At 67.0% G+C, this 23,050-nt stretch carries 23 protein-coding genes and 2 tRNA genes; 10 read left to right on the forward strand and 15 right to left on the reverse strand.

What is annotated here, in order from left to right; all coding sequences use genetic code 11:
• Window positions 1-13: 13 nt before the first annotated feature.
• A complete protein-coding gene (locus tag MicroSTF_RS02840) occupies window positions 14-1,486 on the forward strand; it encodes a serine hydrolase domain-containing protein (RefSeq protein WP_322953442.1) in 1,473 nt (490 codons plus the stop codon).
• Here MicroSTF_RS02840 and MicroSTF_RS02845 read toward each other — a convergent pair.
• On the reverse strand, window positions 1,465-2,130 hold the full coding sequence (locus MicroSTF_RS02845) for a hypothetical protein (RefSeq protein ID WP_029259189.1): 666 nt from the start codon (window positions 2,128-2,130) through the stop codon (window positions 1,465-1,467). The two genes, MicroSTF_RS02840 and MicroSTF_RS02845, sit on opposite strands and share 22 nt — an antisense overlap.
• Window positions 2,131-2,180: 50 nt before the next feature.
• Here MicroSTF_RS02845 and MicroSTF_RS02850 point away from each other — a divergent pair, with 50 nt between their 5' ends.
• Window positions 2,181-3,071, forward strand: coding sequence for an acyl-CoA thioesterase (locus MicroSTF_RS02850; RefSeq protein WP_021200515.1), 891 nt, complete (start codon window positions 2,181-2,183; stop codon window positions 3,069-3,071).
• A gap of 81 nt (window positions 3,072-3,152) precedes the next feature.
• Here the strand turns inward: MicroSTF_RS02850 and MicroSTF_RS02855 are convergent, their stop codons facing one another.
• The 5 genes from MicroSTF_RS02855 to MicroSTF_RS02875 all read right to left on the reverse strand — a co-directional run bounded on the left by MicroSTF_RS02855 (window position 3,153) and on the right by MicroSTF_RS02875 (window position 7,181).
• Window positions 3,153-3,638: an acyl-CoA thioesterase gene (locus MicroSTF_RS02855; RefSeq protein WP_029265414.1), complete on the reverse strand. Its 486-nt coding sequence runs from the start codon at window positions 3,636-3,638 to the stop codon at window positions 3,153-3,155.
• Between the two features lie 7 nt (window positions 3,639-3,645).
• Window positions 3,646-5,325: an energy-dependent translational throttle protein EttA gene (gene ettA, locus MicroSTF_RS02860; protein ID WP_017830677.1), complete on the reverse strand. Its 1,680-nt coding sequence runs from the start codon at window positions 5,323-5,325 to the stop codon at window positions 3,646-3,648.
• Between the two features lie 63 nt (window positions 5,326-5,388).
• Entirely contained in the window at window positions 5,389-5,886 is a 498-nt protein-coding gene (locus MicroSTF_RS02865) for a DUF6993 domain-containing protein (RefSeq protein WP_031207630.1), read from the reverse strand.
• An 84-nt stretch (window positions 5,887-5,970) separates the two neighbouring features.
• A complete protein-coding gene (locus MicroSTF_RS02870; protein WP_021200512.1) occupies window positions 5,971-6,477 on the reverse strand; it encodes a single-stranded DNA-binding protein in 507 nt (168 codons plus the stop codon).
• A 631-nt stretch (window positions 6,478-7,108) separates the two neighbouring features.
• A tRNA-Arg gene (locus tag MicroSTF_RS02875) sits at window positions 7,109-7,181 on the reverse strand.
• An 87-nt stretch (window positions 7,182-7,268) separates the two neighbouring features.
• Between MicroSTF_RS02875 and orn the strand changes: the two genes are divergently transcribed.
• The 6 genes from orn (at window position 7,269) to MicroSTF_RS02905 (ending at window position 9,886) form a co-directional block, all read left to right on the forward strand.
• Complete coding sequence (gene orn / locus MicroSTF_RS02880; protein ID WP_021200510.1) at window positions 7,269-7,895, forward strand: oligoribonuclease; 627 nt, start codon at window positions 7,269-7,271, stop codon at window positions 7,893-7,895.
• A gap of 36 nt (window positions 7,896-7,931) precedes the next feature.
• A tRNA-His gene (locus MicroSTF_RS02885) sits at window positions 7,932-8,007 on the forward strand.
• 87 nt (window positions 8,008-8,094) lie between these two features.
• Window positions 8,095-8,724 carry a LysE family transporter gene (locus MicroSTF_RS02890; protein WP_322953450.1) on the forward strand — a complete coding sequence of 210 codons (630 nt, stop codon included), beginning with the start codon at window positions 8,095-8,097 and terminating at the stop codon, window positions 8,722-8,724.
• Window positions 8,725-8,751: 27 nt separating this feature from the next.
• Entirely contained in the window at window positions 8,752-9,099 is a 348-nt protein-coding gene (locus MicroSTF_RS02895) for a metallopeptidase family protein (protein WP_029265421.1), read from the forward strand.
• Window positions 9,096-9,392, forward strand: a complete 297-nt coding sequence (gene clpS / locus MicroSTF_RS02900; RefSeq protein WP_021200507.1) for an ATP-dependent Clp protease adapter ClpS — start codon at window positions 9,096-9,098, stop codon at window positions 9,390-9,392. The genes MicroSTF_RS02895 and clpS overlap by 4 nt, the downstream gene beginning before the upstream one ends.
• Complete coding sequence (locus tag MicroSTF_RS02905) at window positions 9,389-9,886, forward strand: DUF2017 family protein (RefSeq protein ID WP_297554034.1); 498 nt, start codon at window positions 9,389-9,391, stop codon at window positions 9,884-9,886. The genes clpS and MicroSTF_RS02905 overlap by 4 nt, the downstream gene beginning before the upstream one ends.
• Here the strand turns inward: MicroSTF_RS02905 and MicroSTF_RS02910 are convergent.
• The 6 genes from MicroSTF_RS02910 to gatC are packed head-to-tail and all read right to left on the reverse strand — an operon-like array spanning window position 9,883 to window position 15,434.
• A complete protein-coding gene (locus MicroSTF_RS02910) occupies window positions 9,883-10,464 on the reverse strand; it encodes a hypothetical protein (protein WP_315067961.1) in 582 nt (193 codons plus the stop codon). The genes MicroSTF_RS02905 and MicroSTF_RS02910 overlap by 4 nt on opposite strands.
• Window positions 10,448-10,765 carry a hypothetical protein gene (locus tag MicroSTF_RS02915; protein ID WP_021200504.1) on the reverse strand — a complete coding sequence of 106 codons (318 nt, stop codon included), beginning with the start codon at window positions 10,763-10,765 and terminating at the stop codon, window positions 10,448-10,450. Before MicroSTF_RS02915 ends, MicroSTF_RS02910 begins: the two co-directional genes overlap by 17 nt.
• Window positions 10,766-10,802: 37 nt before the next feature.
• Window positions 10,803-12,059 carry a DNA polymerase IV gene (gene dinB, locus MicroSTF_RS02920; protein WP_322953456.1) on the reverse strand — a complete coding sequence of 419 codons (1,257 nt, stop codon included), beginning with the start codon at window positions 12,057-12,059 and terminating at the stop codon, window positions 10,803-10,805.
• A gap of 47 nt (window positions 12,060-12,106) precedes the next feature.
• A complete protein-coding gene (gatB, locus tag MicroSTF_RS02925; protein WP_322953458.1) occupies window positions 12,107-13,621 on the reverse strand; it encodes an Asp-tRNA(Asn)/Glu-tRNA(Gln) amidotransferase subunit GatB in 1,515 nt (504 codons plus the stop codon).
• A complete protein-coding gene (gene gatA / locus MicroSTF_RS02930; protein WP_322953460.1) occupies window positions 13,621-15,138 on the reverse strand; it encodes an Asp-tRNA(Asn)/Glu-tRNA(Gln) amidotransferase subunit GatA in 1,518 nt (505 codons plus the stop codon). The genes gatB and gatA overlap by 1 nt, the downstream gene beginning before the upstream one ends.
• Window positions 15,135-15,434: an Asp-tRNA(Asn)/Glu-tRNA(Gln) amidotransferase subunit GatC gene (gene gatC / locus MicroSTF_RS02935; RefSeq protein ID WP_029265429.1), complete on the reverse strand. Its 300-nt coding sequence runs from the start codon at window positions 15,432-15,434 to the stop codon at window positions 15,135-15,137. Before gatC ends, gatA begins: the two co-directional genes overlap by 4 nt.
• A 67-nt stretch (window positions 15,435-15,501) precedes the next feature.
• Here gatC and MicroSTF_RS02940 point away from each other — a divergent pair, with 67 nt between their 5' ends.
• Window positions 15,502-17,202 carry a long-chain-fatty-acid--CoA ligase gene (locus tag MicroSTF_RS02940; protein WP_322953463.1) on the forward strand — a complete coding sequence of 567 codons (1,701 nt, stop codon included), beginning with the start codon at window positions 15,502-15,504 and terminating at the stop codon, window positions 17,200-17,202.
• A gap of 47 nt (window positions 17,203-17,249) precedes the next feature.
• Window positions 17,250-19,088 carry a DEAD/DEAH box helicase gene (locus MicroSTF_RS02945; RefSeq protein ID WP_416338460.1) on the forward strand — a complete coding sequence of 613 codons (1,839 nt, stop codon included), beginning with the start codon at window positions 17,250-17,252 and terminating at the stop codon, window positions 19,086-19,088.
• Between the two features lie 23 nt (window positions 19,089-19,111).
• Here the strand turns inward: MicroSTF_RS02945 and MicroSTF_RS02950 are convergent, their stop codons facing one another.
• Genes MicroSTF_RS02950 through mnmA form a run of 3 tightly spaced genes read right to left on the reverse strand, consistent with a single transcriptional unit; the run spans window position 19,112 to window position 23,045 of the window.
• Complete coding sequence (locus MicroSTF_RS02950; protein ID WP_322953465.1) at window positions 19,112-19,579, reverse strand: hypothetical protein; 468 nt, start codon at window positions 19,577-19,579, stop codon at window positions 19,112-19,114.
• Window positions 19,576-21,909: an NAD-dependent DNA ligase LigA gene (gene ligA, locus MicroSTF_RS02955; RefSeq protein WP_322953467.1), complete on the reverse strand. Its 2,334-nt coding sequence runs from the start codon at window positions 21,907-21,909 to the stop codon at window positions 19,576-19,578. Before ligA ends, MicroSTF_RS02950 begins: the two co-directional genes overlap by 4 nt.
• Window positions 21,910-21,947: 38 nt before the next feature.
• Entirely contained in the window at window positions 21,948-23,045 is a 1,098-nt protein-coding gene (gene mnmA, locus MicroSTF_RS02960) for a tRNA 2-thiouridine(34) synthase MnmA (RefSeq protein WP_322953469.1), read from the reverse strand.
• Window positions 23,046-23,050 lie beyond the last annotated feature (5 nt).

Genomic DNA, 23,050 nt, shown 5'->3' on the forward strand with positions numbered 1-23,050 from the left:
CTACTGTGGGCTCGTGCGCCTCCTCCCCGTTCTCGGTCTCCTGTCCGTTCTGATCCCGGGCACCGCGGTTCCCGCCGCCGCGACTTCCGCCCCACTCTCCTCCGACGCCACCGTGCAGGCCTACGTGGATGCGTTCGCGACACCGGGCATAGCTGCGGCGGTGGTCTCCGACGGAGGCGTCGAGCTGATCGTGCGCGGTCGGGATGGGGACGGGCGCACGATCACCCCGCACACGCTGTTTCGGATCGCTTCGATGAGCAAGTCGATGACGGCCACGGCGGTCATGCTGCTCGTTCAGGAAAGGAAGATCGCGCTCGACGACCGGGTAGTCGACACACTGCCGGAGTTCACCATGGCCGACGAGCGCTATGAGGAGGTCACGATACGGCAGCTGCTGTCGCACACCTCCGGACTCTCGCTGCGAACCAACCCCGAGTTCGCGCTCCCCTCCCCACGGACGACCGAGGCGGTCGTGGCCGAGCTCCGCGATCGGCGGCTGGTGGCCGAGCCCGGCGCCCGATTCGAGTATCACAACACCAACTACTCGATCGCGGCGCGCGTCGTCGAAGTCGTCTCCGGCCAGTCGCTGGACGACTTCTTCCGGCAGCGCCTCTTCGTCCCGCTCGGCATGCTCGACACACGGAGCGTCGATGCCTGCGATCAGGCGGTCGAACGACTTGCCCCCGGCTTCTCCGTCGTGCTCGGACTCGCCTACGTCATGCCGGAGATGCCCGGACGCTGCGGGGGGAACGGAGGTGTGGTGTCGACGCTCGCCGACATGGTGCGGTGGCTTCGGTTCCAGCAGGGCGAGGTCGGAGCGGGCGTCCTGGATCGCATACTTCTCGAAGAACTCCATGTCTCTCAGCCGGGCGCGGAGTCCTACGCCCTCGGCTGGCAACGCGCCGCTCCGGGCGGAGGTGACGCCCCCGGCTTCGTCTCCCACGGCGGCACATTGGCCACGTTCACCGGTTCGATGGCATTCGTTCCCGAGACGGGCCGAGCGGCAGTGGTGCTGACGAACGGCGTCGGCTCTCCCGGCGAGCTGGTGCAGAACCTGATCGTCGGTGCCGACGAGGTGGCGGCGAAGCCGTATGAGAATCCGCTGAACATCGTCAACGGGATCCTGTCGGCTCTCGCCGTGCTCGCTCTGATCCTTTTCCTGGTGACCGCACTTCGTGCTCCGCGGTGGGCGGCGCGGAGACGCGCAGCGCGAAGACCACGCGTCTGGCTTCGTCTGGTCCCGCTGACGCTCGTCATCGTGGCGGGCCTGTTCGTCCCGCTCGCACCGGCATTGCTCGGAGGATCGGTCGAATGGCAGTACTGGGTATTCGACCTCTGGCTGTTCCCGCTCCTCGATGTTCTCGGGATCGTGCTCGTGCTGGGGGGAATCAGTGCTCTGGTGAGCAGGATCGTCGCGCTCCTAGTCGTTCCGGTCGCGTCCCGGGGGCGCCTGCGCGCTTCGCGTCAGTCGAGCACGCCGGTCTGACGCACGCTCGTGAGGCCAGAGGCGACCGGTCCCCGAGAGAGCACATGCCCGCGCCGGAAGGCGAGTCGCGTCCATCGCCCGGATCGAGTCACCGATACCTGCTCCTCGCCGGAGATGAAACCCATCGCGTCCGCGGCGAAGGCGACCCCTCTCGGCAGACCCTCGAGCTCCTCGTCCGGCTCACCCCAGATCGCGGCACGCAGCGCCCGCACGGCTTCTTCTCCGGCGCCCGGCGTCGCGCCTCGGGCGACGGCGGAAATGCCCCACTGTGCTCGTCGGGCCAGCGTCGAGGCGTCGAGGACGGCTGACCGTTCCCATGGACCGCGAGGCGGAGCGATGCCGGCCCAGGCCGGAGAGAGGCCCGTATCCGGGAGGGTCAGGCGATCGGGGCCGTCGGTCTGCGTGAGTTGGTCGACGACGACATCGCACTCGAGTTCGGGGTCGGCATGGACGATGCGCATCGCGAGGATCGTCGGCGTCTGATCGAACAGACCGTGTGGTGCCAGGGCCGCCGTCGTGAGCGCGAGGACTCCCCCCGTCGCCTGCAGTCGTACGCCCTCGTCGCTGATTCTGGCGGCTCGCCCCACGAATGTCAGAACGTCTTTCGCCGTGTCGGCGTCGGCGAGGAGAAGGTGATGCGGCACGCGTTCTAAACTACCAACGGAGCGGCGTCCCGGGGCGCGGAGAGGAATCCATGAGCGCGGAAGAACACGCCATCCAGACCGTCGAGCGACTGCTCGAGGTCCTCGATCTCGATTCGACCCAGGCACGGACCACCGAGGACATCTTCACCGGTTCGTCGCACCCGATGCCCAGCGGGCGGATCTACGGTGGACAGGTTCTCGCCCAGGCGCTCCTCGCTGCGGAACGCACTCTTCCCGAAGATCGGGCGGTGCACTCGATGCATGGATACTTCCTGCGCCCCGGCGATGCGAGTCAGGGCATCACGATCTCGGTCGATCGTATTCATGACGGGCGCTCATTCTCGACACGCCGTGCCCAGGCGTACCAGAACGGCGTACCCATCTTCTCGATGATCGCCTCGTTCCAGGATGCGGATCCCGGCGTCGAGCATGCGTCGTCGATGCCCGAGGGCATCCCCGAGCCTGAGGCCCTCCAGCCGGACGAGGACCGTGTACAGGGACTCCCCGGCGGCACGGCGCGGATGCTGAGCGACCGAGCGGCTGATGTCCGCCATGTCGACTCGCCGATGTATCTGCCGAGCGACGATGCCCGCACACCGCAGCAGGCCGTGTGGATGCGCCTTCGCGCGCCGCTTCCGGACGACCAGCGTCTGCACCGCGCAGCGCTCGCCTACCTCAGCGACATGACGATCCAGGAGTCGATTCTTCGCGCGCACGGGGTCTATTGGGCGCTCCCCGGTCTCAAGGTCGCGAGTCTCGATCACGCGATGTGGTGGCACCGCCCTGCTCGCGTGGATGAGTGGCTGCTCTACGTGCAGGAGTCACCCAACGCCCGCGGAGGCCGCGGACTCGCCACCGGACGGATCTTCACACGCGACGGCACCCTGGTGGCGAGTGTCGCCCAGGAGATCATGATCAGGGTTCCCGACGGCCAGGACTGACTTATCCGCTCAGACGCTCGTCGTGCTGCGGGTCTGCCCGGGTGGCCGTGCTCTGGTGCACGCCGTCGGTACCTGTGGCGGTCAGCGGTGGCTGTACTCGATCGATTCGCCGACGTACGGATCCCACGCCTCGCGCATCTCCTGGGTGAGACGGGTGGGACGTCCGGTCTTCGCATCGACGAGCACGATGATCGCCGTGGAGCGGGCGTAGATCTGACGCGGCGCCGCCGTGGGATCGTTGTGCACCTCGTAGCAGACCTCGACGCTGGAGCCGCCGAGCTTGCCGAACCACATCTGCACTTCGAGCGGTCGCCGCTGATAGGGCACCGGCGCGAGGTACTCGATCTCCTGTCGCGCGATGAGGGTGAGGATCCCCTCATCGATACCCGAGTCGAGTACCGCGGTGGATGGTGCCTCTTCGCCGGGGCCTGCACGCCAGAACGCTCGCACACGAGCTTCCTCGAGCAGCTTCAGCATCGAGGTGTTGTTGACGTGGTTGAACGCATCCAGATCGCCCCAGCGGAGCTGGATCGGGATGTGCAGACGGGGCCCCGGCGTCGCAGTCACGAGGTGCTCAGTCGCGCGTCAGCTTGCGGTGCGTCGAACGGTGCGGCTTGGCCGCATCGGCTCCGAGGCGTTCGATCTTGTTCTCCTCATACGCCTCGAAGTTGCCCTCGAACCAGTACCACTGGTCCGGCTTCTCGTCGGTGCCCTCGTAGGCGAGGATGTGCGTGGCGATGCGGTCGAGGAACCACCGGTCGTGGGTGATGACCACGGCGCATCCGGGGAACTCGAGCAGAGCGTTCTCGAGCGAGCTGAGGGTTTCGACATCCAGGTCGTTCGTCGGCTCATCGAGGAGCAGCAGGTTACCGCCCTCCTTGAGCGTCAGTGCGAGGTTCAGGCGGTTGCGTTCTCCACCGGAGAGCACCCCGGCCTTCTTCTGCTGGTCCGGCCCCTTGAAGCCGAACTTCGAGACGTACGCCCTGGACGGGATCTCGGTCTTGCCGACGGTGATGTAGTCGAGGCCGTCGGAGACGACTTCCCACAGCGTCTTGTTCGGGTCGATGTTGGAGCGTGACTGGTCGACGTAGCTGATCTTGACCGTCTCACCGATCTTCAGATCTCCGCCGTCCAGAGGCTCGAGGCCCACGATGGTCTTGAACAACGTCGTCTTTCCCACGCCGTTCGGACCGATGACGCCGACGATGCCGTTCGGCGGCAGGCTGAAGCTCAGGCCGTCGATGAGCGAGCGCCCGTCGAAGCCCTTCTTCAGGTTCTTGGCCTCGATGACGACGCTTCCGAGTCGAGGACCGGCGGGAATCTGGATCTCCTCGAAATCCAGCTTCCTGGTGCGCTCGGCCTCGGATGCCATCTCCTCGTAGCGGGCGAGACGTGCCTTCGACTTCGTCTGGCGACCCTTCGCGCTGGAGCGCACCCACTCCAGCTCCTCCTTGAGGCGCTTGGCGAGCTTGGCGTCCTTCTTGCCCTGGATCTCGAGGCGCTCGCCCTTCTTCTCCAGGTACGTCGAGTAGTTGCCCTCGTAGCCGATCAGGCGACCGCGGTCGACCTCGGCGATCCACTCGGCCACGTGGTCGAGGAAGTACCGGTCGTGGGTGATCGCGATGACGGCACCCTTGTACGCCTGCAGGTGCTGCTCGAGCCACAGCACGCTCTCGGCGTCGAGGTGGTTGGTCGGCTCGTCGAGAAGCAGGAGATCGGGCTTCTGCAGGAGCAGCTTCGCCAGCGCCACTCGACGCTTCTCGCCACCGGAGAGAGGCGCGATCGCGGCGTCTCCCGGCGGGGTGCGGAGCGCATCCATGGCCTGGTCGAGCTGCGAGTCGAGGTCCCAGCCGTCGGCCGCGTCGATCTCTTCCTGGAGCGAACCCATCTCGGCGAGGAGCGCGTCGAAGTCGGCATCGGGATCGGCCATCAGCGCCGAGATCTCGTTGAAACGGTCGAGCTTCGCCTTGATCGCGATACCGTCCTGGATGTTCTCGAGCACGGTCTTCGTCTCGTCGAGCTCCGGCTCCTGCATCAGGATGCCGACAGTGAACCCCGGGGAGAGCTTCGCCTCACCGTTCGACGGAGTGTCGAGACCCGCCATGATCTTGAGGATCGTCGACTTGCCCGCGCCGTTGGGACCGACCATGCCGATCTTGGCCCCGGGGAGGAACGCCATGGTCACGTCGTCGAGGATGAGCTTCTCGCCCACTGCCTTGCGCGCACGAACCATCGAGTAGATGTACTCAGCCACCGAAAACCGCTCCTTCTGTTGGCGTCGAAGATCGACACTCCAGCCTACCGGCCCCCTGGCGTGTCACCAGTCGATCGGACGTGTGGTGCCGACCAGGCATCGCCCTTCGGCGAGTTGCGGGAGGACCGCGGTGACGACCTGCCCGGTGGACGGGCCGACCTGGCCGACCAAGCACTCGTCTTGACCCCACCGAACCGAGAACTGCAGACTCTCCGCCGGGTTGCCGACGGTGGTCTGATCCTGGGTCACCTGCATCGACCCGCGATCGAACCCTGCGCCGATCAGCGCGTCGATGTAGGCACGGCCGGAACCGCGCTGATCTGTCGCCCAGATGCCCTCCGCGGTCGCGGTGAACACCGGCAGGTTGTCCTCTGCGCTGCCGTCGGGAACGAGCACGGGAGCAGACGGCGCCGTCGAGTCCACATCGGGAGTTGCCGAACTCGACGGAGACGCCGTCGGTGCAGGTTCCGGAGCGCAGCCCGACAGCAGAAGAGCAGAGACGGCCGTGACCGCCAGGACGCCGGCTGCACGCGCCGGTGAGGAGACCGATCGACGAAGCACGTGCCGAGTCTACGTCGCCTTCCTCCCGCCTCCGCGTGAACCGGCCGACAGTCGGCACCCGACGCTCTCGGAATCCGGTGCGCGTCAGTCGCTCGCCGCTATCCTCGACGCCGGATCCGCCCATGGGAGATCGAATGCCGCAGACTCGGACTCTGCGGCGGGTGAGAGGTCTCCTTCCTCTGCAGAGTGAGCGCCCGGCGCGTCGGAGCTTGCCTCCGCGATCCCGGTCTGCGGCCGCGGCTGCGGTCGATACGCCGTGGTCCCCCACCGCAGATCGTGTCCGATCGCCTCCGCTTCGACATCGACACTTGTGCCATGTTTGCCGTTGCTCTCCCAATTCCGGATCTTCAGCCGACCTGTCACGATCACCGCGTCACCCGTCCGCAGGGACGCCTTGGCGTTCTCGCCGAGCTGCCGGAACGCCGCCACCGAGTACCAGTTGGTCCCCGAGTCCGTCCAAGCCTGGGCGGCGGGGTCGAAACGTCGGTGGGTGCTGGCGAGACGGAAGTTGGTGACCGCCACACCTCCTGCGGTCTGCACCTGTGTCGGGTCGGTGGCGACTCTTCCCACGATGGTCAGCGTGTCGATCATGTTGCTCGTCCTCTCGTCTCCGGATCCCTTCCGGTCTTTCCAGCGTGCGCGGCCACGACGGAGGCGGGGAGCCCGAAACGCGAAGTCGGTGGAGAGACCGAGGCAATTGCCCTCTGTGGAGAGAAACCCCCGATGAGGACGAGAGGACTGCGCTCGAGGGAATGTCGGTGGTCGGTCATATCTTCGAATCACGAAAGGAGCACCGATGTCCGACAGCATGATCACCTCTCTTCCCGAAGTCCCCTTCGCCACGCCTCGACTCTCGTCCCCGCGAGAGCATCTCGTCCGGGCGGCCGATCATCTCTGGAGGGTCCAGGACCAGAGAGACCATGTTCTCGGACATCTGCGCATCGTCGCGGACCCGCTCGGTCTCCGGTACAGGGCGGAGAGGCTACACCTCGCAACCGGCGTGTTCCGAGTGGTCGGCGAGTTCTGGCGTGTCGATGACGCCGTCGCGGTGCTTCGCTATTCCTGACGGTGGTCGCCGCCCGCGACGCATGGCGTCGATCCGGGAGAGGTCGCTCTCTGCCCATGAGATCGTCTCTCGTCGGATTGATCATCCGTCGGATCGATCACCCATTGGATCGAACATCCATCGGAGCGAACATTCTCGAACGCCGACACCGTGAAGTGCCCCCGGCAGGATTCGAACCTGCGACCAAGAGATTAGAAGGCTCCTGCTCTATCCCCTGAGCTACGGAGGCGCACGACTCTAGAGTATCGCGGTCGCGCAGACGATTGACGAGTCACACTCCGGCCGGTGATGTCGGGGGCGTCGATAGTATGGCGAGATGGTATCTGCGTCGGAGAATGATCGTCTCGTATGGATCGACTGCGAGATGACGGGACTCGATCTCGCGGTCGACGAACTCGTCGAGATCGCCGTCGTCATCACCGACTTCGAGCTCAACCCGATCGACCCCGGATTCCAGGTGGTGATACGCCCCACCGAAGCCGCGCTCGCGCACATGAACGATTTCGTCACGAAGATGCATGAGACATCGGGCCTGATCGAGGAGATCCCCGGTGGCGTGTCGCTGGAGGAGGCGGAGTCCCAGACGCTGGCGTACATCAAGCGCTTCGTGCCCCTCGAGCGCAAGGCTCCATTGGCCGGCAACACGATCGGGACGGACCGCATGTTCCTGGCCAAATACATGCCGCAGGTGGATCAGTGGCTGCATTACCGCAATGTCGACGTCTCCAGCATCAAGGAACTGTCGCGACGCTGGTACCCGCGGGTCTTCTTCCAGGCTCCGCCCAAGGACGGAGGGCACCGCGCCCTCGCCGACATCCTGGAGTCGATCCGAGAGCTCCGTTACTACCGCGAGGCGGTGTTCGTCGATGAGCCGGGACCGTCCAGCGACGAAGCTCGCGAGATCGCTGCACGCACGGTGTCCGAGTTCACTCCGAACATGTAATAGACTCGTATGGTTGCCTGCTCCGGCAGGCACATGGTGGGTATAGCTCAGCTGGTAGAGCGCTGGCTTGTGGTGCCGGATGTCGCGGGTTCGAGTCCCGTTACTCACCCCACTGAAGAAGGCCCGAATCGCGAGATTCGGGCCTTCTTCGCGTCTACGCGCGGCTGGTACCCCTCCCCCGACGCCCTAGACTGACGACGTGTCACTCGCGGTCTGGTTCTCGTTGCTGACCGCGTCCGTCGTGATCAGCTTCACGCCTGGGGCCGGGGCGATCAACACGATGTCGAATGCGATGAACCAGGGCTGGCGGCGCTCGATCTGGGGCATCATCGGCCAGCAGATCGCGTTGATCGTCCACGTCGCGATCGTGGCTGCCGGTGTCGGACTCCTGGTGTCACGTTCGGAAGTGCTGTTCAACGGCATCCGCTATGCCGGGGCCGCCTACCTGGTGTTCCTCGGGATGCGTCTCATCCTCGCGAAGCCCGCGGTCGTGGTCGACGACGATCCCCTGCCGGTAGACAGCCGCGAGAGCCACTGGTCGATGATCCGCCGCGGTTTCTGGGTCAATCTCCTGAACCCGAAGGCGATCGTGTTCTTCCTCGCGTTCATTCCGCAGTTCGTCAGGTTGGACGAGCCTCCGCTGCCCCAATACCTCACGCTCATCGTCACCGTGATCGTCGTCGACGTGATCGTGATGTGGGGATTCTTCGCTGCAGCCGCACGTCCGTTCCGTCGACTCACGCGAACCGCACGTGGACAGCGCATCCTCAACACCGTGTTCGGCGCCCTGTTCATCGCGGTGGCCGCGATCCTCGTTCTCCTGCACTGACCTCCCTCGGGCCCTAGGCTGAGGGGGATGGACATGGATGCCGCCGCCTTCGAAGAGCTCGTGATCGATGAGCTCGACCAGTTGCCCGACGACATGGTCGAAGGGTTGGAGAACGTCGTGTTCGTGGTGGAGGATCGGCCGGAGGACGGCAGCCTCGATCTGCTCGGCCTCTACGACGGGCTGGCGCTGACCGATCGGACCCAGTACGGGATGGGCGAGTTGCCCGATCGCATCGTGGTCTATCGCGAGCCGCACCTGGCCCAATGCGAGAACGAGCAAGAGCTCCGCGACGAGATCCACACCACCTTGGTGCATGAGATCGCGCATTTCTATGGCATCGACGACGAGCAGCTGCATGAGATGGGTTGGGCATGACGATCCCCGCCGCAGTTCCCGATCTCGATGAGGCGACCGATCTGAGCGCCGCTCCCCTGGAGCCGTGGCAGGTGGTCGTCTGGAACGACCCCGTCAATCTGATGAGCTACGTGGTCCGCGTCTTCCGCACGTATTTCGGATACTCGCTCGACCACGCGACGACGCTGATGCTCGCCGTGCACCACGACGGACACGCCATCGTGGCGACGGGGCCGCGCGAGACCATGGAGGTCCACGCGCAGGCCATGCATGACTACGGCCTGTGGGCCACGGTCAGGAAGGCCTCACAGTGACCAGGGACGCCGTCATCGTCACGATCACCGGGATCGAGGAGCTCCACCTCGCGAAGCTCGTGGACGATTTCATCGAGCTCCTCGCGACTTCGCGGGAGGTCGGGGACCCCGCCATCGACCGATTGACGCCGACTCCGTACCCCGACGATGCGGACTCCGCCGCCGAGTTCGCCGAAAGCACGAGGGATGATCTCCTCGATCGACGGCTCGCCGATGCGCGCCGGACACGTGGGTCTCTCGGAGACGTCACCGGTGACGACCTCGCCGAGGCAGAAGCGCTGCGGACGCGGGAGATGACCGTGCCCGTGGAGGACGTCGACGCCTGGCTCCGAACGCTCACGGCTATTCGCCTCGTCATAGCCACGCGGCTCGGGATCACGACCGACGAACAGACCGCCACGGATGGGCGTCACGATGTGTATGACTGGCTCGGATACCGTTTGGAGCTTCTCATCCAGGCTGCAGACGAAGCGGATGAGGGCCGGAAGGTCTAAGGAACCTCGACGATTCTCGTAGCGAGGGATCGAGGGTCGTCCCGCTCGATGTGTCGGCGTTCCTGTGCCGCCCATCGGTCCCAGTGCGGCCGATAGGCGTCCCCATCGCGTGCCAGGGCACGCGCCTTCCTCGATGCCTCCGCCGACTCCACCCATACCCTGACATCGGCGAGAGCGGCGGACGAGGGGCGGAGGATCCCGCTGCCCTCGATGATGACTCCGAGGGCCGGGTCGACGGCGTGGCTCTCCGCCTCGGTGCGGTCCTCCCAGTCCCATCGCCGCCAGGTGCCGAGATACCCGCGGCCGTGCGGACGGAGGATCCAGTCGAGGGCGCGCTCAGCGCCTTCATCGAGTCCGTCCCAGCCCGGGTAGATGGAATCCAACGCGATGAGCTGTACGTGACCGACCACGGGCCAGCGACGCACCAACAGGGAGGCGAGGGACGACTTTCCCGCACCGCTGCCGCCATCGATGAGCACGACGGGGTTCGCGGCGGCGACGGCACGGACATCCCGCTCGATCAGCGTCGCGGCCTGCTCCAGCGCGGCAGCGACCGGATCGTCACTTCTTGAGGGCACGGATGATGCGAGTGAGCGCCCGTCCGGCGACCCAGACGAACGGCACGGCGACGACGAGCAACGTGACGATGTTCGGCTCGAAGCGCAGACCTTCCTCGCGACGCACGTAGACCCCGACCGGGACGGAGACACCGCCACCGCCACCACCCTCGCCACCGTCTCCGCTGCCTCCGCCGAAGCCCGAGTAGGTGAACGCCACCGGAGTGATGCTCACACCGTCGACATCCTGCGGCTCCCCGTACGCGCTCTTCACGCCGAAGGACGCAGCTTGCTTTCCGAGTTCCAGTGCAATGTTCGGCATACCCCCACGCTAGTCGAGGAACCGCGCGCGCGTGCGATCAATCCAGGCCGTGGGCCTTCGGATGCTGGGGGGCACCGCGACCGTCCCCGCGGCCGATGTGTCGCGCGCGGCTGATCGTCGCTGTGCCGAACCTGGCCATGGCCTCGTCGACTGCCCCCTCGACTCTGCGCCAGTCCTCGTCGTCGTCCCACAGCCCGAGACCGCCGCCGCCGGCCGGACGCAGGTTCTCGGCTCTGACGCCGACCAGACGGACGGGATCGCGTCGGTCGATCTGCTCGAACAGAGCCTGCGCAGCCTCGCCGATGCGCTGCCCGACCGCGGTGGGCTCGCTCAGCGTCTGAGAGCGACTCAGGGTGCGGAAGTCGTCGAAACGGATCTTGATGGCGACGGTCGACGTCTCCCACTCGGCGCGGCGGAGACGTGCGGCGACACGGTCAGCGAGCCGCAGGAGCTCCGCGCGGAGGAACGGACGATCGAGGATGTCCGTATCGAAGGTCTCCTCATGACCGATGCTCTTCTCCACGCGCACCGTGTCGACGGCGCGCGCATCCTCACCCATCGCGAGCTGAGCGAGGCGCGCGCCCAGGGCGGGGCCGACCGCACGCTCGATCATCTCGCGCGGAGCCTCGCGCACATCTCTCACGGTACGGATACCGCGTGCCTCCAGCGCCTCGGCAGCCTTCGGCCCGACGCCCCACATCGCGCGAACGGGACGTGGCGCGAGGAACTCGAGCGTGTCCTTCGCGGCGACGACGAGCATGCCGTTGGGCTTGGAGATCGTCGATGCCATCTTGGCGACGTGCTTGGTGGCCGCGACTCCGACACTGCAGGTGATGCCGACCTCATCGAGGACACGCCCCCGGATGAGCTCTGCGATGTGCGCAGGGCTGCCCCAGAGCCGTCGCACGCCCTGCACATCGAGGAACGCCTCGTCGACCGACAACGGCTCGACGAGCGGGGTGAACGATTCGAAGATCGCCATCACCTGCCGGGAGACCTCCTGATAGCGATGGAAGTGCGGCGGCACGATGCGCGCGGAGGGACACAGGCGCAGCGCCTGCGATACCGGCATCGCTGCGCGTACGCCGTATCGGCGGGCCTCGTAAGAGGCACTCGAGACGACCGAGCGGCCGTCCGGTGCGCCGATGATCAGCGGAAGCCCCCGGAGCGCGGGATCGTCGAGGACCTCGACAGCCGCGTAGAACGCGTCCATGTCGACGTGGAGGATGCGCGTCCCGGTGTCGTCGGCGTCGGAGGCGGAGACGATCCGTCCCGTGCCGTCACCGTGTCCCATACGACCATTCTCCCCCGGGCCTCCGACAGGAGGCCCGGGGCCACGCGCTACTGGGCAGCGCGCTCGAGGATGAGTTCACGCACGCGTGCCGCGTCCGCCTGGCCCTTCATGGCCTTCATGACGGCGCCGATGACAGCGCCGGCGGCCTGGACCTTGCCGTCCTTGATCTTCGCCATCACATCCGGCTGGGCCGCGAGAGCATCGTCGATCGCAGCGATCAGCGCGCCGTCGTCCGACACCACGGCGAGGCCACGGGCGTTGACGACCTCCTGCGGAGTGCCTTCCCCCGCGATGACGCCTTCGAGCACCTGGCGGGCGAGCTTGTCGGTGAGCGTGCCCGCGTCGACCAGCTGCTGCAGTGCGGCGACGTTCTCCGGGCTGATCAGCTCGGTGGCTTCCTTCTCCTGCGCGTTCGCGAGACGGGAGATCTCTCCCGTCCACCACTTGCGGGCGGTCGCAGGTGCCGCACCGGCGGCGATGGTCGCCTCGACCACTTCGAGCAGGCCTCCGTTGCGCACGTCCTGGAACTCCAGGTCGGTGAAGCCCCACTCCGTCATCAGGCGACGACGGCGGGCGACAGGCTGCTCGGGAAGAGCCGCGAGCAGCTCCTCGATCAGCTCGGCGGCCGGCTCCACGGGCAGCAGGTCGGGCTCCGGGAAGTAGCGGTAGTCGTCGGCGTCCGACTTCGGACGACCCGGCGATGTCGTACCGGTGTCCTCGTGCCAGTGCCGCGTCTCCTGCGTGATCGTGCCGCCATCGGCGAGGATCTGCGCCTGGCGCTGGATCTCGTACTTCACGGCCCGCTCGACCGAACGCATGGAGTTGACGTTCTTCGTCTCGGTGCGCGTGCCGAGCTTGTCGGTGCCACGCGGACGCAGAGAGACGTTGGCGTCGCAGCGCAGGTTTCCGCGTTCCAACCGGGCCTCGGAGATTCCGAGACCACGGACGATGTCACGGATCGCCTGCACGTAGGCCTTGGCGACCTCCGGTGCGCGGTGCTCGGTGCCGTAGATGATGTTCGTCACGATCTCCACCAGCGGCACGCCCGCACGGTTGTAGTCGACGAGCGAGTACTCGGCACCCTGGATGCGTCCGGTCGCCCCACCCATGTGGGTGAGCTTTCCGGCGTCCTCCTCCATGTGAGCGCGCTCGATCGGGATCGTGATGAGTGTCCCGTCCTCGAGCTCGACCTCGACCGAACCGTCATAGGCGATCGGCTCGTCGTACTGCGAGATCTGGTAGTTCTTGCCGAGATCCGGGTAGAAATAGTTCTTCCGCGCGAACCGGCTTGATTCCGCGATCGAGCATCCGAGAGCGAGACCCAGGCTGATCGACGAACGGATGGCGGTCTCGTTCACGACCGGAAGCGACCCCGGCAGACCGAGGTCGACGGGCGCGATCAGCGTGTTCGGCTCCGCGGCGTGGAAGGCCTCGTTGGCCGGGTTCGGCGCATCGGAGAACATCTTCGTGTTGGTGTTGAGCTCGACGTGCACCTCGAATCCGAGGACCGGCTCGAACAGCTCGAGCGCCTTGTCGAAGTCCATGAGCTTGGCGGCGGCCATCAGCGCTTCCCTCCTGCGAGCTGCGGTGCGCGGGTGAGCAGCGGCGCACCCCAGGAGTCGACGAGCAGCGTCTCGAGCGCGGCGCCGACCTTGTAGAGACGTGCATCCTCCCGTGCCGGGGCGATGAACTGGATGCCGACGGGGAGTCCGTCGTCATCGGCCAGACCGCTGGGGACGGAGATGCCGGGAACGCCGGCGAGGTTCACCGGAATCGTGGTGATGTCGTTGAGATACATCTGCAGCGGGTCGTCGATCTTCTCGCCGAGCTTGAAGGCGGTGGTGGGCGCCGACGGCGTCGCGATGACGTCGACCTCGGCGAAGGCGTTGGCGAAGTCCTGCTGGATGAGTGTGCGGACCTTCTGCGCGCTGCCATAGTAGGCGTCGTAGTAACCGGCCGACAGTGCGTACGTGCCGAGGATGATGCGTCGCTTGACCTCGTCACCGAAGCCGGCGTCACGGGTTGCGGACATGACGTCCTCGACCGTCGGGTTTCCGTCGGGCGTCACCCGCAGACCGAAGCGCACCGAGTCGAACTTCGCGAGGTTGCTCGATGCCTCCGCGGGGAGGATCAGGTAGTACGCAGCCACGCCGTACTCGAAATGGGGAGCACCGATCTCGACGATCTCCGCGCCCTGAGCCTCCATGAGCGCGAGAGCATTGCGGAAGGATGCGGCGACGCCGGGCTGGAAGCCGCTGTCCGGCAGTTCGCGGATCACGCCGACCTTGAGACCCTTGAGCACGTCTCCGCGCGCACCCTCGCGAGCCGCCTCGGCGAACGAGGGCCACGCGTCGCGCAACGACGTCGAGTCCTTCGGGTCGTGGCCGCCGATCGCGTCATGCAGCAGCCCCGAGTCGAGGACCGTCCGCGAGACGGGGCCGACCTGGTCGAGGCTGGAGGCCAGGGCGATCGCGCCGTAGCGGCTCACACCGCCATACGTCGGCTTGACGCCGACCGTGCCGGTCACGTGCGCGGGCTGACGGATCGAGCCGCCCGTGTCGGAGCCGAGAGCGAGCGGTGCCTCGAATGCGGCGACAGCGGCAGCCGAACCGCCACCGGAACCGCCGGGGATGCGGTCGAGGTCCCAGGGGTTGTGCGTGGGGCCGTATGCGGAGTGCTCGGTGGAGGACCCCATGGCGAACTCGTCCATGTTGGTCTTGCCGAGCGGGACGAGTCCCACGGCGCGTGAACGCGCGACGACCGTGGCGTCGTAGGGAGAGCGATAGCCCTCGAGGATGCGCGAGCCGCTGGTGGTCGGCTGGTCGGTCGTGACGAGGACGTCCTTGATCGCGAGAGGAACGCCGGCGAGCGGTCCGAGGGCCTCGCCGGCAGCGCGACGGGCGTCGATGGCCGCTGCGGCCTCGAGCGCTCCATCGTTGATGTGGAGGAAGGCGTGGACGTCGCCGTCCACGGCGGCGATGCGATCGAGGTGCGCCTGGGTCGCCTCGACGCTGGAGACCTCGCGAGAGGCCAGCTTCGCTGCCAGATCCGCCGCATCGAGTCGGATGATGTCGCTCACTGCTCTTCTCCCAGGATCGCGGTCACGCGGAAGCGGCCGTCGGCGGCATCCGGGGCGTTCTGAAGCACCTGCTCGTGCGTGAGTGTCTCGCCGACCACGTCGGGTCGGAAGACGTTGCTCAACGGAATCGGGTGGCTCGTCGCCACGACGTCAGCGGTCGCGACCTCCGACACCTTCGCGATGTTGTCGACGATCGCGTCGAGCTGGCCCGTGAGCCGCGACACCTCGTCGTCGTTCAGCTGGATGCGTGCAAGCACACCGAGGTGGCGCACGAGTTCAGGGGTGATTTCAGACACTCCCCCAGTCTAGTTGGCGCGCTCCCCGGTCCCATGCCCGACGAGCAGCTCGACATATGCTGGGCGGGTGAGCACGTTCCAGCCTCCTCGCCCGTGGGTCGCCAGCTACGCCGCAGGCGTCCCGGAAGACCTCGCCCCGGTCGACGGATCACTCGTCGACATCGTCGCCGCGTCGGCACGGGACTACCCCGATGCCCCCGCGCTGCAATTCTTCGGGCGTGAGACGACATACGCACAGCTGCAATCAGCGATCGACCGCGCGGCGACGGGGCTGCGGGATCTCGGCGTCCGCGCCGGCGACCCTGTGGCCATCGTGCTGCCGAACTGCCCGCAGCACATCGTGGCCTTCTACGCGGTGCTGCGACTCGGCGCCGTCGTCGTCGAGCACAACCCGCTCTACACGCCTCGTGAGCTGCGCAAGCAGTTCGAGGACCATGGAGCGAAACACGCGATCGTGTGGAACAAGGTCGTCTCCACGGTGCAGGAGTTCCCGGCGGACCTCGCCGTGACGAACCTCATCTCCGTCGACGTGACGCGCGCCATGCCGTTCCTCACGCGCTTCGCCCTACGTCTCCCCGTCGCGAAGGCTCGCGACTCCCGCGCGGCCCTCACGGCCAAGGTGCGCGGCACGGTCGTCTGGGACTCGCTGGTCGCTTCCGACCCTCTGCCGGAGACGCACCCGAAGCCGGGAACCGACGATCTGGCGATCATCCAATACACCTCCGGAACGACCGGAACGCCGAAGGGGGCGGCGCTCACACACCGCAACCTGCTGGCGAACGCCGCCCAGTCGCAGGCCTGGGTGCCGTCGATCCGACGCGGCAACGGTTGCGTCGTGTACGCGGTCCTTCCCATGTTCCACGCTTACGGACTCACGCTCTGTCTGACGTTCGCGATGTCGATGGGGGCTCGACTCGTGCTCTTCCCCAAGTTCGATCCGGACCTCGTGCTCGACGTCGTCAAGAAGCACCCCGCCACGTTCCTGCCGCTGGTACCGCCCATAGCCGACCGCCTTCTCGCCGCGGCCAAGGCGAAGGGCGTGTCGCTCGAGGGCATCGAGGTCGCGATCTCCGGCGCGATGGCGCTGCCACATGAACTGGTCGTCCCCTTCGAGGAGGCCACCCACGGATATCTCGTCGAAGGCTACGGGCTGAGCGAGTGCTCCCCTGTCCTGATGGCGAACCCGGTGGCGGACAACCGCGTTCCCGGAACCGTCGGGCTTCCCCTGCCCGGAACCGAATGCCGCGTGGTGGATCCGGAGAACCCCGGTGAGGATATGCCGTCGGGCTCTGCCGGGGAGCTCGTCGTGCGCGGGCCGCAGGTGTTCTCGGGGTACTACGGCAAGCCGGAGGAGACGGAGGCGGTCTTCGTCGACGGCTGGTACCGTACCGGCGACATCGTCACGATCGACGAGGCCGGCTTCGTTCGCATCGTCGATCGCATCAAGGAGCTCATCATCACGGGCGGCTTCAACGTCGCACCCACCGAAGTGGAGAACGCCCTGCGCCAGCACCCGCAGGTCGCGGATGCCGCGGTCATCGGTCTGCCGAGCGAGCACTCCGGTGAAGAGGTCGTCGCCGCGATCGTCATCGATCAGGGAACCGACGTGGACGTCGAGGCCGTTCGCGAGTTCGCGCGCAGCATCCTCACCCCCTACAAGGTCCCCCGCCGCATCTTCGTGGTGGACGAACTCCCGAAGTCGCTGATCGGTAAGGTGCTCCGGCGCCAGGTCAAGGAGAAGCTCGTGGCGCTGAACACCGGCGCCTGAGGACGCCCTCACAGGCGGCGGACGCCGCAGCGCGCTACCCTTGGGAAGTGACCCCTGAAGATGCAGTGCTGACCGACGCCCCCGACGAATCTCCCGCGACCCCTGGATTCGAGGAGCTCGGCATCACCGGGCCCGTCCTCAAAGCCATCAAAGACCTCGGCTATGAGACGCCGTCGCCCATCCAGGCGGCCACCATCCCGACGCTCCTGGCTGGGCGCGATGTCGTCGGCATGGCGCAGACCGGTACCGGGAAGACCGCGGCCTTCGCCCTCCCCGTGCTCGAACGCCTCGATGTCTCCCAGAAGACCCCGCAGGCCCTCGTGCTCGCACCCACCCGTGAGCTCGCGCTCCAGGTCTGCGAGGCGTTCGAGTCGTACGCCTCCAAGATGAAGGGCGTGCACGTGCTCCCCGTCTACGGCGGGCAGGGCTACGGCGTGCAGCTGTCGGCCCTGCGCCGCGGCGTCCACGTGATCGTCGGCACGCCGGGCCGCATCATGGACCACCTCGCCAAGGGCACGCTCGACCTGTCTCAGCTGCAGTACCTCGTGCTCGACGAGGCCGACGAGATGCTGAAGATGGGCTTCGCCGAAGACGTGGAGCAGATCCTCGCGCAGACACCCGATGAGAAGCAGGTCGCGCTGTTCTCCGCGACGATGCCGCCGCAGATCCGCCGTCTCGCCCAGAAGTACCTGCGAGACCCCGAAGAGATCAGCATCAAGTCGAAGACCGCGACCGGCACCAACATCACGCAGCGCTACCTCGTCGTGTCGTACGCGCAGAAGGTCGATGCGCTCACCCGGATCCTCGAGGTCGAAAACTTCGACGGAATGATCGTCTTCGTCCGTACGAAGAACGAGACCGAGACCCTGGCGGAGAAGCTGCGCGCCCGTGGCTACTCGGCCGCAGCCATCAACGGCGACGTGCCTCAGGTGCAGCGTGAACGCAGCGTGAACCAGCTCAAGGACGGCAAGCTCGACATCCTGGTCGCGACCGATGTGGCCGCGCGAGGACTCGACGTCGAGCGCATCAGTCACGTCGTCAACTTCGACATCCCCACCGACACCGAGTCCTATGTGCACCGCATCGGTCGCACGGGCCGCGCCGGACGATCGGGCGACGCGATCAGCTTCATCACCCCGCGCGAGCGCTACCTCCTGAAGCACATCGAGAAGGCGACGCGTCAGCAGCCGGCCCAGATGCAGCTCCCGAGCACGGAAGATGTGAACACCACGCGTCTGAACCGCTTCGACGACGCGATCACCACGGCGCTGTCGGAGACCGGGCGCATCGAGGCGTTCCGCGACATCGTGGCGCACTACGTGCGTCACCATGATGTCCCTGAGGGTGACGTGGCCGCCGCTCTGGCTGTCGTGGCGCAGGGTGACAAGCCGCTGCTGCTCGACCCCGCCAACGATCCGCTCACCAAGGCGGTCGAAGCAGACAACCGTCCCCCGCGCGAGCGCACGGGACGCGATGCTCGTGAGCCGCGCACGGAACGACGCGGGCGTGGCGACTACACCGCCTACCGCATCGAGGTCGGACGACGTCATCGTGTCGAACCCCGCCAGATCGTCGGGGCCCTCGCCAACGAGGGCGGTCTGGGACGCGATGACTTCGGTGCGATCAACATCCGTCCGGACTTCTCGACGGTCGAGCTGCCATCGAACCTGGATCCGTCTGTCCTCGAGAAGCTGCGCGACACGCGCATCTCGGGACGCCTGATCGAGATCAAGCCCGACCGCGGTCCCGGGGGCGCACGCCGCACCGGTGGCCCTCGGGAGGCCGGCGGTCGGGGTGACCGTTTCGAGCGTCGGGACCGCGATGATCGGCCGACGCGCGACACGCGTGACGAGAAGCCGTACCGCAAGCCGCGTCACAAGAGCTGACCACCACTCGCGCGCGGAACGGACTATCCCGTTCCGCGCGCGAGTCGCGCGGCGACATCGATCAGCGGCTCCGGATGTGTGAGCAGCGCACGCTGCTCGGGGTGCGCGATGAGATGGGCCATCAGCCGATGCGCGCCCATGACTGCGGGCTCCCAGTATCCGCCGACGTGGTGTCTGCTCAGGGGCAGGACTCGAGATTCTCCGTCGACCGTCAGAGTCACGGAACCGTCGTCGGGATCGACTCCGGGATCGGTCAGCATGGCGGCGGTCAAAGCGCCGAGCAGAATCGTGCTGACGAGCCCGGGAAGACGGAACCTCGTCGTGGGGACGTCCATGACGATCGTGTCGAGGTCGCTCCAGCTCACGATCCCGCGATTATCGACGCCCTCGCGAATGATCACGGCATCAGGGGTCAACCGCAGATGATGGCGACCGGGATCTCCGACGGCGAGAGCCTCCGGGACGACGATCAGGGGCCCGAAGCGCTTCACGCCCCTTCGCCCGTGGGAGGGAGGGCATCCGGCCCCTGGGTCACCAGGATATGGAACTGCGCCGCGTCGAGGATTCGAAGGCCGAGGTCCTCCGCCTTCGCCAGCTTGGAACCCGCGCCGGGGCCGGCGGCGACGAAGTCGGTCTTCTTCGACACGCTCGACGCGGCCTTGCCGCCCGCGTTGATGATGGCCTCCTGCGCGCCGTCTCGTGTGTAACCGTCGAGGGATCCGGTGGCGACGACGGTCAGCCCCTCCAGGACTCCGCCCGCGGCCACAGCCGCGCCGGGGCCGGGGTGCCCAGGCGTCGCCCACTGCACGCCCGCGTCCTCCCACTGCTGAACGATCTCCTGGTGCCAGTCCACCTCGAACCAGGCGAGAAGCGAATCGGCGATGATGCCACCGACGCCCTCGACCGCGGCGAGCTCGTCGCGTGACGCCGCGCGGATCGCGTCGAGCGACCCGAACCACTGAGCGAGCGCCCTCGCGGCGACAGGGCCGACATGGCGGATGTTCAGTGAGACGAGCAGCCGCCACAGGTCCTTCGTCTTGGCCTTCTCCAGTTCTGCGAGCAGGGTGAGCGCCTGTGCGGAGGGCTGGGGTCCGTCGAGACCGGACTTCTTCTCGGCTGCGGTGGGATTGCGTCGGAAAGGAGCGCGAGTTTTGACGACCCCGTCCTCGTCTTCCTTGGGGAGACCCGTCTCGGCGTCGCGAACGAACAGCTCGATGGGGACCAGCTGTTCGAGGCTGAGCGCGAACAGGCCCGCCTCGGTCTCGAGCGGTGGCACTGCAGGAGACGTCGGCTGCGTCAGGGCCGCAGCGGTGACCTCGCCCAGTGCCTCGACGTCGAGGGCGCCTCGCGAACCGATGTGCTCCACGCGTCCGCGCACCTGCGCCGGGCACGAGCGTGCGTTCGGACAGCGCAGATCGATATCGCCTTCCTTCATGGCTCGCAGGGGGGTGCCGCACTCCGGGCACTCGACGGGCATCACGAACTCGCGCTCGGTGCCGTCGCGCTTCTCGACGACCGGCCCGAGGACCTCGGGGATCACGTCGCCGGCTTTGCGCAGCACGACCGTGTCACCGATCAGCACGCCTTTCGCCTTCACGACGTCCTTGTTGTGCAGCGTCGCCTGGCGGACCACCGATCCGGCGACATGTGCGGGGGCCATGACGGCGAACGGAGTCGCGCGACCGGTGCGACCGACCGACACGACGACGTCGAGCAGCTTCGTCTGGACCTCTTCCGGCGGGTACTTGTAGGCGATCGCCCAGCGCGGGGCCCGGCTCGTCGCGCCGAGCTCGTCGTGCAGCTCGAGCTCGTCGACCTTGACCACGATGCCGTCGAGCTCATGCTCGACATCATGCCGATGCTCGCCGAAGTACTCGACGAACGTGACGACCTCGTCGATCGTGCGGCAGACCTTCGTGTGCGGGCTCGTGGGCAGCCCCCACTCCGCGAGCAGGTCGTACACCTCGCTCTGCGCGGCGACCGGAGGGTTCGACCATGCGCCGACCCCGTGCACGTACAGCGCGAGCGACTCGATCCGCAACAGTCCTGCTTCGAGCTCGAGGCCGTTCTTCTTGTCGATCTGCTGGCGGAGTCCACCGCTCGCCGCATTGCGGGGGTTCGCGAAGGCCGGGAATCGCCGGGCGGCCGCGGTGCGCGCCTTCTCCTCGTCGAAGGGCTTCTTCACCCCGCCGCGCGATTCCCACCGCTCGAGCGCGTCGGCGTAGGCCCGGTCGCGGAAGGCCGCCTGCGCCGCATTGAGTCGTTCGAACGCCGCCACGGGGATGAAGACCTCGCCGCGCACCTCAACGATCGGGGGATGCCCGTCGCCGCTGAGCCGATACGGGATCTCGGGGAGACGCAGAGCGTTCTCGGTGACGATCTCTCCGACGCGTCCGTCGCCTCTGGTGGCTGCGGAGGTCAGCACACCGTTCTCGTAGCGGAGGTTGATCGCCAGTCCGTCGATCTTGAGCTCGGTGAGCCAGGCGACCTCGCGGCCCGCTGCGGCCTTCGTCTTCGCTGCCCACTCCTTCAGCTCGTCGACCGAGAAGACGTTGTCGAGGCTGAGCATCCGCTCGGCGTGCTCGATGGTCGCAAGACCCGTCGCCTCGGCCGCGCCGACCATCTGGGTGGGCGAGTCCTGTCCCTGGAGCTCGGGGTGCAGACGCTCGAGCTCTTCGAGCCGGTGCATCCATCCGTCATAGGTGAAGTCGTCGACGACCGAGGTGTCGCGGCCGTAGTAGGCCTCTTTGGCGTCGAGGATGCGAGTGGTCAGCTCTTCAGCTTCGGTTCGGGCGTCTTCCAGCGAGATGTTCTCCGGCACTCCGCCAGTCTACGAGCGGGTACCGACACCGGAAACGTCTACGCGCCGACGGGAACCGCCGAGACCGTCGTATCGATCGTGAACTGTCCGAGCACGCGCGTTCCGACATAGAGCACAGCGGTCTGCCCCGGTGCGACGCCGTCGAGGGGAACTTCCGGTATGACGCGTACACCCCCGTCGGAGACCTCGGCGTGTGCGGCCACGGGCTCGGAATGCGCACGGATCTGCACATGGCAGGAGAAGGACGATTCGGTCGGTGCAGCGCCGGCCCAGCTGAACCGCTCCCCCGCGATCTCGGCGATGGCGAGGGCCTCCTTCGGGCCGACGACGACGGTGTTGGAGACCGGGCGCACTTCGAGAACGAACCTGGGCTTGCCGTCGGCGGCGGGCACACCGAGCTTGAGACCGCGGCGCTGCCCGACGGTGAAGGCGTGAGCACCCTCGTGGGATCCGACGACCTCTCCGCTGCGGTCGACGATCTCGCCGGTCGCCGTGCCGACCTTCTCGGCGAGCCAACCGCGGGTGTCACCATCGGGGATGAAGCAGATGTCGTGGCTGTCCGGTTTCTGCGCGACGCTCAGACCGCGTGCCTCGGCTTCGGCGCGCACGATCGCCTTCGAGGGCGTGGTGCCGAGCGGGAAGTAAGTGTGCGCGAGCTGCTCGGCGTTGAGGACGCCCAGGACGTACGACTGGTCTTTGGCGTTGTCGGAGGCGCGGTGCAGCTCGAGACCCCCGTCGCCGTCGATCAACGTCGCGTAGTGCCCCGTGCACACGGCGTCGAACCCGAGCTCGATCGCTCGCTCCAGCAGTGCGGCGAACTTGATCTTCTCGTTGCATCGCATGCAGGGATTGGGGGTGCGACCGGCCTGGTACTCGGAGATGAAATCTGCGATCACGTCGTCGCGGAACCGCTCCGAGAAGTCCCAGACGTAGAACGGGATGCCGAGCACGTCGGCGGCGCGACGGGCGTCGAGGGCATCCTCGATCGTGCAGCAGCCGCGGCTGCCGGTGCGCAGGGTGCCGCCGGCACGGGACAGTGCCAGATGCACGCCGACCACGTCGTGCCCCGCCTCCACGGCCCTGGCGGCCGCGACGGCGGAGTCGACTCCACCGCTCATAGCCGCAAGGATCCGCATGAGAC

This window comes from Microbacterium sp. STF-2, from assembly GCF_034650155.1.
GTDB classification, from domain to species: domain Bacteria; phylum Actinomycetota; class Actinomycetes; order Actinomycetales; family Microbacteriaceae; genus Microbacterium; species Microbacterium maritypicum_A.

What these genes read in the sequence shown, in the direction of transcription:
- MicroSTF_RS02850 (WP_021200515.1), top strand. Translation starts at nt 2,181, where the DNA reads ATGAGCGCGGAAGAACACGCCATCCAGACCGTCGAGCGACTGCTCGAG.
- MicroSTF_RS02870 (WP_021200512.1), bottom strand. Translation starts at nt 6,477, where the DNA reads ATGATCGACACGCTGACCATCGTGGGAAGAGTCGCCACCGACCCGACA.
- orn (WP_021200510.1), top strand. Translation starts at nt 7,269, where the DNA reads ATGGTATCTGCGTCGGAGAATGATCGTCTCGTATGGATCGACTGCGAG.
- MicroSTF_RS02895 (WP_029265421.1), top strand. Translation starts at nt 8,752, where the DNA reads ATGGACATGGATGCCGCCGCCTTCGAAGAGCTCGTGATCGATGAGCTC.
- clpS (WP_021200507.1), top strand. Translation starts at nt 9,096, where the DNA reads ATGACGATCCCCGCCGCAGTTCCCGATCTCGATGAGGCGACCGATCTG.
- MicroSTF_RS02915 (WP_021200504.1), bottom strand. Translation starts at nt 10,765, where the DNA reads ATGCCGAACATTGCACTGGAACTCGGAAAGCAAGCTGCGTCCTTCGGC.
- dinB (WP_322953456.1), bottom strand. Translation starts at nt 12,059, where the DNA reads ATGGGACACGGTGACGGCACGGGACGGATCGTCTCCGCCTCCGACGCC.
- gatB (WP_322953458.1), bottom strand. Translation starts at nt 13,621, where the DNA reads ATGGCCGCCGCCAAGCTCATGGACTTCGACAAGGCGCTCGAGCTGTTC.
- mnmA (WP_322953469.1), bottom strand. Translation starts at nt 23,045, where the DNA reads ATGCGGATCCTTGCGGCTATGAGCGGTGGAGTCGACTCCGCCGTCGCG.